Annotated in this window: 5 protein-coding genes, 2 tRNA genes and 1 other RNA gene; 5 read left to right on the top strand and 3 right to left on the bottom strand. The window is 58.7% G+C overall.

Translation table 11 applies throughout. The annotated features are described in order from the left end of the window. Positions 1-73 (top strand) — tRNA-Arg (locus tag NW844_RS08350). On the opposite strand, the gene NW844_RS08345 is transcribed toward NW844_RS08350, so the two are convergent. Next, positions 74-2,392 (bottom strand): GAF domain-containing protein, encoded by a 2,319-nt coding sequence (locus NW844_RS08345; RefSeq protein WP_414334926.1) that lies wholly within the window; start codon positions 2,390-2,392, stop codon positions 74-76. It lies immediately after the preceding tRNA gene. A 589-nt stretch (positions 2,393-2,981) separates the two neighbouring features. On the opposite strand from NW844_RS08345, the gene NW844_RS08340 reads away from it, so the two are divergent. After that, positions 2,982-5,156 carry a primary-amine oxidase gene (locus tag NW844_RS08340; RefSeq protein WP_414334925.1) on the top strand — a complete coding sequence of 725 codons (2,175 nt, stop codon included), beginning with the start codon at positions 2,982-2,984 and terminating at the stop codon, positions 5,154-5,156. Positions 5,157-5,260: 104 nt separating this feature from the next. Here the strand turns inward: NW844_RS08340 and ssrA are convergent. Then, positions 5,261-5,662, bottom strand: a transfer-messenger RNA (tmRNA) gene (gene ssrA / locus NW844_RS08335). Between the two features lie 100 nt (positions 5,663-5,762). Between ssrA and NW844_RS08330 the strand changes: the two genes are divergently transcribed. After that, positions 5,763-5,834: transfer RNA gene (locus tag NW844_RS08330), tRNA-Lys, on the top strand. 107 nt (positions 5,835-5,941) lie between these two features. On the opposite strand, the gene NW844_RS08325 is transcribed toward NW844_RS08330, so the two are convergent. Continuing rightward, positions 5,942-6,424 carry a pyridoxamine 5'-phosphate oxidase family protein gene (locus tag NW844_RS08325; protein ID WP_414334924.1) on the bottom strand — a complete coding sequence of 161 codons (483 nt, stop codon included), beginning with the start codon at positions 6,422-6,424 and terminating at the stop codon, positions 5,942-5,944. Positions 6,425-6,550: 126 nt separating this feature from the next. Here NW844_RS08325 and ilvA point away from each other — a divergent pair, with 126 nt between their 5' ends. Together ilvA and NW844_RS08315 are read left to right on the top strand one after the other, a co-directional pair. Next, positions 6,551-8,062, top strand: a complete 1,512-nt coding sequence (gene ilvA / locus NW844_RS08320; RefSeq protein WP_414334923.1) for a threonine ammonia-lyase, biosynthetic — start codon at positions 6,551-6,553, stop codon at positions 8,060-8,062. 113 nt (positions 8,063-8,175) lie between these two features. Then, on the top strand, positions 8,176-8,397 hold the full coding sequence (locus NW844_RS08315) for a high light inducible protein (RefSeq protein WP_414334922.1): 222 nt from the start codon (positions 8,176-8,178) through the stop codon (positions 8,395-8,397). Positions 8,398-8,568 lie beyond the last annotated feature (171 nt).

The following is an 8,568-nucleotide window of genomic DNA, read 5'->3' as shown; positions in this document are numbered from 1 at the left end:
GCCTTGCTAGCTCAATGGATAGAGCACCGACCTTCTAAGTCGATGGTTGCAGGTTCGAGTCCTGCGCAAGGCGCTAGGCTCTGTTTTGAGTTGCCGACAAGCTGCCCTGATGGGGGCACCACACCTGGAAAATCACCTGCCGGGAACGGCTTTCCACCGTCAGGGATCCCTTTAACATCTCCATAGCCTTTTTGGCTAGCGGCAGGCCTAGGCCTGTCCCTCCGGCCTTGCGGCGATCCAACTGTGGGATGCGGTAGAACTTTTCAAACACATGGGGCAGCGCCTCTGGAGGAATTTCCACTCCCGTATTGCGCACCTCGATCAGCCAGCCGGGACGGTTCTGTTGATGGGTCTGGCTAAAGCGCAAACAGATGCTTTCCCCAGCCGGCGTGTACTTGCAGGCGTTGTTCAAAAGTTCGCCCACCACCCGCGACAGCAGGCTCTCATCCGTGCAGAGGGGCAAAAGGTCGGGATCCCATTCCAACTGAAACTGTTGGTTCTGCTGGGCAGCTCGCAGCCGGAAGGGCTCGGAAAGATTGGGGATCCACTCCTGAGGAGATAACCAGGTTAGATTGAGATCCCTATTTCCGGCTTCAATAGCTTGCAATTCCAACAGCTCGTTGATCAAGTCCAGCTCGCGGTTGGTCTCCATCTCCAAAATCTGCAAGTAGCGCTGCTCCCGCTCCGTCAGGTTGGCCTTGGAGAGAAAAGCAATTGCCAGCTTCATGTTGGTTAGAGGCGTGCGCATCTCGTGGGAGACCATGTGCAGAAACTCATCCTTGAGGTGGTTGAGCTCCTGCAACTGCTGCACCTGCTGCTGCACGGTTTGGAAAAGCCGGGCCTGGCGAATGGCAATCGCACACTGGCTGGCCACCCGCCGCATCAAGCGCTGTTCCCGCTCGCCAAACACCTGCCCCGGCGGACGCGAGCCGCAAATATTTCCCAGCAGGAGAGATTCGCCTTCCTGAGCATCGCAAATGGGAAGTACCAGCAGCGTGTGGCGGTCGTAGCTGGGCCAGCAGGGGTGGCCAAGGTTGCTGAAATAGCAGAACTGCCCACCCTGAAGCTGCTGGAGCACCTCGGCAAAATCGGCAAAGGGGATCTCCAGGGGAAAACGGCGGATCCCTTCTCCAGGTCGATAATCCAAGGCCAAAACGCTAACCTGTCGTTCTGGGTCATGGAGGGCAATCATGCAGCCGGAAAGACCCAGTCTGAGGGCCAGTTCTTGCGCCACGGTTTCCAAAATCTTGTGCTCGTCTAGGCTGGAGCGAATTTCTTCCGTGATCAGTTGCAGCAGGGCCTCGTCTTCGTAGGCTTGCTGCAGTTGGCCGTTGCGCACCCGCACTTGGTAATCCAGTTCGGCGTTGGCTTGCTGCAGCTTTTGGTAAAGTTCCGCCTGTCGAATGGCGACTGCCAGGTGATTGCCAATTGCCCTGGCCAACTCGATCTCTTCCTCTTGCCAATCTGGTTCAGAGATCAGGCGTCTCAGGGCTAGAGCGCCCCAAAGTTTCCCTTGACAGGCCACCGGGATCCCTAGCCAAGGGCCGAGCTGGCAGTCTTGCCTTTCCTGCAATGCAAAGGGATCGGAAACTTGCTGGGGATCCGCCACGTGAAAAACTTGCAGCCACTTGAAGTGCTGGATGGCTGGAATCTCTGGATCATCCGGTATGCGCAGGTGGAGAGCACTGGGCACATCGGGGGAGCGAACATAGCCGGCAATGCCCACCCACACCTTCTCGGTAGGCAGATATTGGTAAAGGGTAACCCGCGCTGCCTGCAAAACCTGGCCTACTTCCTGCACCGCTACCTCAAAGAGGGCGGGTAGATCCAAAGAGGTGCTGATGGCTTGAATGAGCCGGTTAAACAGTTTTTCCCGCTGCACCTGTTGCTGCAGCCTCAGCTCGGCTTGCTTGCGCTCGGTGATGTCCAAGGTTACCCCCACGATATGGCTGGGATCCCCTTCCGGCCCCAGGAGCACGATCCCCTGGGAGAGGTGCCAGCGCACCTGCCCGTCTGCGAGGTGGGCGCGGTACTCGACGGCAAAGTTGGGATCCCCCTCCAATGCTCTAGGCCCCGCCAACTGGAGAGCTTCCTTCACCCTTTGGCGATCTTCGGGGTGAACGCTCTCGAAAAACATCTCCAGAGTGAACTCCTCGCCGGGATCCCGTCCGTACTTGGCCTTGCACTGAGGGGAACTGCTCAGCTCCCCGCTGCGCAGATCCAGTTGCCAGTAGCCCAGTTGGGTGGCCTCCAGAGCCAAGGAGAGATGCTCTGGATAAAAGCCGCCGTCTTCTGGCCGCACCGGCACCAGGCGGTGTTGAGCTGAAGCCATCTCCCCCACCAAAACGGTTGGTTGTTCCACCAGCGCTACCTCATTGTGGACGATCCTCATACAGATCTGAGAGATCCTCTTGCCAGAAATCCTTAGCTTTAAGCATGATTTCAGTACTCTGCTCAAAGATGTGTTAGCCAATACAAGATCTTTACTTCACGCTAAACTTCAGATCCGGAGAGCCGACTCTTGACCGCAGCTTGTGGCCGAGGGGGGAGCCTCTGCTATAGTAATGGGCAGTTGCGCCTTGGATCCCAACACTGGGGATCCCCCTAGCAGGTGGGGTTAGGGCAAGCCGAAATGAGTTCGCGTTGAGAAGAGAGCAGTGCTGCATCAAGCTCCTTCCTTGCGGCTGCGCCCTCAGCCTGCGTGAAGCGTTGATTCTTTTTTATGCTGCCCTATGCCACGTTTGGCCTAAAAAAATTGCTGCTGATTTTGAGCGGGGATCTTTTCCCTCGGAAGCCTATAGTTAGTTTCTGGCGATTGTTCGATATTTTTCGGTTTGCGGTAACGCGGCTGCTCAAGGTGCCGCTGCCCTCTTCCTTTGGTTAGCGGGCAGAGACAACCCAACGGATGGGGATAACCTCAGGTTGGGCTAGCTGGCGAAGGTGAGGTTGTCCCCAAGAACGGATTCTTTGAGCCTATCCTCTTGCCGGCCAAGGTCGCCAAAGTTGCCTGTGGCAACGGCCAGGTTGTCCTGTACGGGCTGATGGCTAGCTTAGAGCGCCTGGGGTGGCAGGCAAGGGGATCCCTGCGGCATTTTTCAACGGATCGTCACCCAGCCAATTCATTTTCTGTAGAATTCAAGGTTATTTCTGTGATTTGTGAACTTCCTCGCAGTCCTCAGCCTGCTCTGCAGGAGCAGGAGCGACCGCTTTCTGCCACAACCGCGGCTGTCCGGCCCGAATGGCCAAGCCACCCCCTGGATCCCTTGAATGGCGAAGAAATCCGGCAAGTGGTCAAAATCCTGCGTCAGGAGCGCCCTCTTGCTTCCCGCTGCCGCTTTGTCACCATCCAACTGCAGGAGCCGGAGCGGCCCTGGATGGAAGCTTGGCAACCGGGCCAACCCTGGGATCGGCAGGCGTTTGTGGTGCTGTTGGATCCCGCCGAGGGCAGCACCTACGAGGCGGTGGTCTCCCTCTCTCGGCAGCAGGTGTGCTCTTGGCAGCTCGTCCCCGGCGTGCAGCCGCCCCTTTTGGACGATGAGGTCTACGCCTGTGACCGCTTGCTCAAGGAGGATCCCCAATTTCTGGCCGCCCTGCAGCGGCGGGGCATTGCCGATGTGGAGCGGGTGATGGTGGACTACTGGACGGTGGGCTACTTTGGGATCCCGGAAGAAGAGGGGCGGCGGCTGGTGCGGGGTCTGTGTTTCCTGCGCACTTCCCCTTACGACAATGGCTATGCCCGTCCCCTCGAAGGCCTCTACCCCTGGATTGACCTCAACCAAATGCAGGTGATCAAGGTGGAGGATCGCGGCCCCTGGCCTCTGCCCCCGGAAGATGGCAATTTTGACGAGATCTTCTTCAAAGAGTTTCGCCGAGATTTGAAGCCTTTGGAAATTACTCAGCCCCAAGGGGTGAGCTTCCAAGTAGAAGGCCACCACATCCGCTGGCAGAAGTGGGATCTGCGCATCAGCTTTAACCCCCGCGAGGGGCTGGTGCTGCATCAGGTGAGCTATGAGGATCAGGGCCGCCTTCGCCCCATCCTCTATCGGGCTTCGGTAGCCGAGATGGTGGTGCCCTACGGGGATCCACGGGATCCCCACTGTCGCAAGAACGCCTTTGACGTGGGGGAATACGGCATCGGCATGCAGGCCAATTCCCTGCGCCTGGGCTGCGACTGCCTGGGGGAGATCTACTACTTCGATGCCTGGCTGCCCAGCAACAGCGGTGAGCCCATGCTCCTCAAAAACGCCATCTGCATGCACGAGGAGGACTTTGGCGTGCTCTGGAAGCACACCGACTGGCGCACGGAGCGAGCTCAGGTGCGGCGCTCGCGGCGGCTGGTGCTCTCTTTCTTTACCACCATCGGCAACTACGACTACGGCTTTTTCTGGTACTTCTACCAGGACGGCACGCTGGAGTTCGAGGCCAAGCTCACCGGCATCATCAACACCTGCGCCACCCTGCCGGGGGAGGAACCGGAGTTTGGCGTCTTGGTAGCGCCCCAATTGTCTGGCCTCAACCACCAGCACTTTTTTACCGTGCGCCTGGACATGGCGGTGGATGGGCCGGGCAACTCCCTCTACGAAGTCCATGCCGAGCCGCTGCCCTTGGGGCCGGATAACCCCTACGGCAACGCCTTCCGCGCCCGCTCCACCTTGTTGAGCACTGAGCAGGAAGCCAAGCAAACGGTGGATCCCTTGCGGGGGCGCTACTGGAAGATTGTCAACCCCAACCGCCACAACCGCCTGGGGCAGCCGGTGGCCTACAAGTTGCTCCCAGGAGAGAATGTCCGGTTCCTGGCCCACCCCGACTCCTGGCTGTATCGACGGGCAGGGTATTTGGCCCACCACCTCTGGGCCACGCCCTATCATCCTGGCGAAAAGTTCCCGGCGGGGGACTACCCCAACCAACACCCCGGTGGGGAAGGGCTGGTGAAATGGACACAAGCCAACCGATCCCTAGAAAATACCCGCCTAGTGCTCTGGTACAGCTTTGGCTGTAACCACTTCCCCCGCACCGAAGACTGGCCGGTGATGCCGGTTAGCTACATTGGCTTTCTGCTCAAGCCGCTGGGCTTCTTTGAGTGCAACCCGGCTTTGGATGTGCCCCCTCCGCCGCCGAAAACCAAAAGCTGCTGCAGCACCAGCCATTCCCATTAGCTGCGGTGAGCGCCAGGCCCCACCTTGGCATGGCATTGGATCTTGCCGGACTTTCATGGACGCCCAAAAGCCCTCCAGCAACCTTCTGGGCCTAGGGCACCTGAGGATGGAGCTGACGGGAGTCGAACCCGTGTCCGAGATGGGTACTAAGGGATCACTCATTCACAGGCTTAGCCTCTTTGACCCTCGAGGCGGGGATCGCCGTTTGGATCCCGGCGATGGGATTTCTCCGCCTAATCTTGGTCTCTCCCTCGACGGAGCCAGAGCAGAGAGCTGCACCCGTTGGGGTTGTGATCCGCCCACTTAACGGGGTCGTGAGCAGATCCTCGAGCTCAGAGTCAGTTTTCGGTTACTGAGCCTTAGGCAGCCAGAGCAGCTGCTTTACGAGCAAAGGGTACGACGTTGTTCGCACGTACTGGTTTGAGCCTGGTGATAACGGGATAAGCTCAATCCCGACCTGTATCATGAACCCATGTTCGCCACCCCGTCGAAACCGTTACAGCCCCAGGGTTGGTCTAAGTTCAGCATAGCAAGATTTTTAGGGATACGGCCAGAACCTTTGCTAGTGTGACAGAAGTTTTGCTAGTATGACAAAGCTGCAAACTTGGGTCGGTAGCTCAGCGGTAGAGCACTCGGCTTTTAACCGATTGGCCCAGGGTTCGAATCCCTGCCGACCCATGTCTTCGGTCACTTGCAAATAGCAGCGCGACCTGGAAACTGGCGCGGCAACGGTTTATTCGCCCTCCCTGTCGTCGGTTGCCGGTCGGAAGGCCATGTTCTTGCGCCTAGGTGCGGCCGAGATGCTCCAGTTGATCCAGGTTGGGGCCGCTCAGCCGGAAGGCTTGGCCAAACCCCTGAATGAAGCTGCCGCCGGTGGGGGTGATCTGGCAGAAGTGAAAATCCGCCAGGCCCAGGATCATCTCGGCAATCTCGTACTTGGCACGATAAAGGGCCTCAAACCCCCAGGCTTGGGCCTCCGCGCGGCTGAGGAACCGGGCTTCTCCGCTCACCATCACCCGCGGCAAAGCGTGGTTGCTGCGGGGATCCACCGGCGTGGGCGGCTCGTGGATGAGCAAGCTGGCGCGGGGATCCGCCCGCAAAGCCTGGGTGTGGGAAGAAAGATCGCTAATGACAATGGCAAAACGCAAGGGATCCCGTTGCACCACAAAGGGCACCAGCGACACTGCCGGGGATCCCTGCTCCAGCACCCCCAAGCAGGCCACCGGCTGGCTCTCCAACAGCGCCTTCAACTTTTCCTGCGCCGACATCGCTTCTTCTCCCATGGCCTTTGTTATTATGCCCAAGCCCCCCTTGCTGGAGAAGGGATAGATCCCTGGGATAATAGCTCTTAGCCCGCCGGGAGCGACCGTTTTCGACCCTATCGATACATCCCGATGGATTGTGATTATCTCGTTCAGATCCTTACAGCTCGCGTTTACGACGTGGCCCAAGAAACCCCCCTGGAGCCGGCTTTTAACCTCTCCCGCCGCCTGAACAACCCGGTCTGGCTGAAACGGGAAGACATGCAGCCGGTTTTCTCCTTCAAGCTGCGCGGGGCTTACAACAAGATGGCCCACTTGCCCCCGGAGCAACTGGCGCAAGGGGTGATCGCGGCCTCCGCAGGCAACCACGCCCAAGGAGTGGCCCTGGCAGCACAGCGGCTGGGCACTCGGGCCATCATCGTCATGCCCGTCACCACCCCTCAAGTGAAGGTGGATGCCGTGCGGGCGCGGGGCGCAGAAGTGGTCTTGTACGGAGATACCTTTGACGATGCCTACGCTCACGCGCGGCAACTGGAAGCCGAGAAAGGTTTGACCTTCATCCATCCATTCGACGATCCCCTGGTGATCGCCGGCCAGGGTACCATCGGCATGGAAATCCTGCGCCAGTACCAACAGCCCATCCACGCCATCTTCGTCGCTGTTGGCGGGGGCGGCCTGATCGCGGGCATTGCCGCCTACGTTAAGCGCTTGCGCCCCGAAATCAAGATCATCGGTGTAGAACCGGTGGACTCCGATGCCATGTACCGGTCTCTCCAGGCAGGCCGGCGGGTGCGCCTATCCCAAGTAGGTCTGTTTGCCGATGGAGTGGCAGTGCGGGAAGTGGGGGAAGAGACCTTCCGCCTCTGTCAGCAGTACGTGGACGAGATCCTCCTGGTGACTACCGACGACACCTGTGCCGCCATCAAGGATGTCTTTGAAGATACCCGCTCCATTTTGGAGCCTGCCGGAGCTCTGGCCATTGCCGGCCTCAAAGCCTATGTGAGCCGCACCGGCATCCAAGGACAGACTTTGCTGGCGGTCGCTTGTGGGGCGAACATGAACTTCGACCGCCTGCGCTTTGTGGCCGAACGGGCCGAAATCGGCGAACAGCGGGAAGCCATTTTTGCCGTCACCATTCCGGAACGACGCGGCAGCCTGCGCCGGTTCTGTGCCCACATTGGCCAGCGCAACCTCACCGAGTTTAACTACCGCATCGCCGACGAGCAAGAAGCCCATATCTTTGTCGGGCTGCAGGTGCGGGATCGGGCCGATGCCCAAGCGGTGGCTCTGGATCTGGAGCGGGCCGGCTTCAAGACCTTGGATCTCACCGACGATGAGCTGGCCAAGTTGCACCTGCGCCACATGGTGGGCGGGCGCTCTCTGCTGGCGGAAAATGAGCTGCTCTACCGCTTCGAGTTCCCCGAACGGCCCGGAGCTTTGCTGAAGTTCTTGTCTTGCATGAGCCCCAATTGGAACATCAGCCTGTTTCACTACCGCAACAACGGCGCCGACTACGGTCGCGTTCTCATCGGCATGCAGGTGCCCACCTGCGAAATGCCCGAGTGGCAGCGTTTTCTGGATACGTTGAGCTATCGCTACTGGGACGAGAGCCACAACCCCGCCTACAAGTTGTTCCTCGCCTAGTCGGCCTTTGTCGGGAAGCTCAGGGTGCCGGGCATCCACAAAGTCGTAAACAAAACTTTACAATCCTATGCAAAACGAGCTAAACTAGGTAAGGAAGAAACAAGGAGAACCCTATGAGCCGATATCGCTCCGTCGTTGTTGAAGAAGGCGGCCGCCTAAACAATTATGCTATCGAGCCGGAAATGTATGTGGACACCACTCCGCGGGTGGGCTTTACCGAGTATGCAGAGCGACTGAACGGGCGTTTGGCGATGATCGGCTTTGTTGCCCTGATCCTGTTTGAATCTCTGTCCGGCTCTACCCTGATCGGCTGGTTACAATCCCTAGGGCAGTAGGGCAGGAGAGCTATTCTTTGCCTGAACAAGCCCCTTGCTAGTTGAGTCTAGCGCTGAGCTGGCCTAGCAACCCTGGCCCCTGGCCAGGGTCTTTTTTTCTACTTGCAGGCGAGATCTCTGAGGTTGCAGTCATTGTCAAATAGCAATGAAACGTTTCTCTACGTCGTTATT

Origin of the sequence: Synechococcus sp. H55.2 (genome assembly GCF_047462495.1) — a bacterium.
Taxonomy (GTDB): domain Bacteria; phylum Cyanobacteriota; class Cyanobacteriia; order Thermostichales; family Thermostichaceae; genus Thermostichus.
Note: the sequence above shows the minus strand (reverse complement) of the source record. Positions and strands in the feature narration are given on the sequence as shown.

What these genes read in the sequence shown, in the direction of transcription:
- NW844_RS08345 (WP_414334926.1), bottom strand. Translation starts at nt 2,392, where the DNA reads ATGAGGATCGTCCACAATGAGGTAGCGCTGGTGGAACAACCAACCGTT.
- NW844_RS08325 (WP_414334924.1), bottom strand. Translation starts at nt 6,424, where the DNA reads ATGTCGGCGCAGGAAAAGTTGAAGGCGCTGTTGGAGAGCCAGCCGGTG.
- ilvA (WP_414334923.1), top strand. Translation starts at nt 6,551, where the DNA reads ATGGATTGTGATTATCTCGTTCAGATCCTTACAGCTCGCGTTTACGAC.
- NW844_RS08315 (WP_414334922.1), top strand. Translation starts at nt 8,176, where the DNA reads ATGAGCCGATATCGCTCCGTCGTTGTTGAAGAAGGCGGCCGCCTAAAC.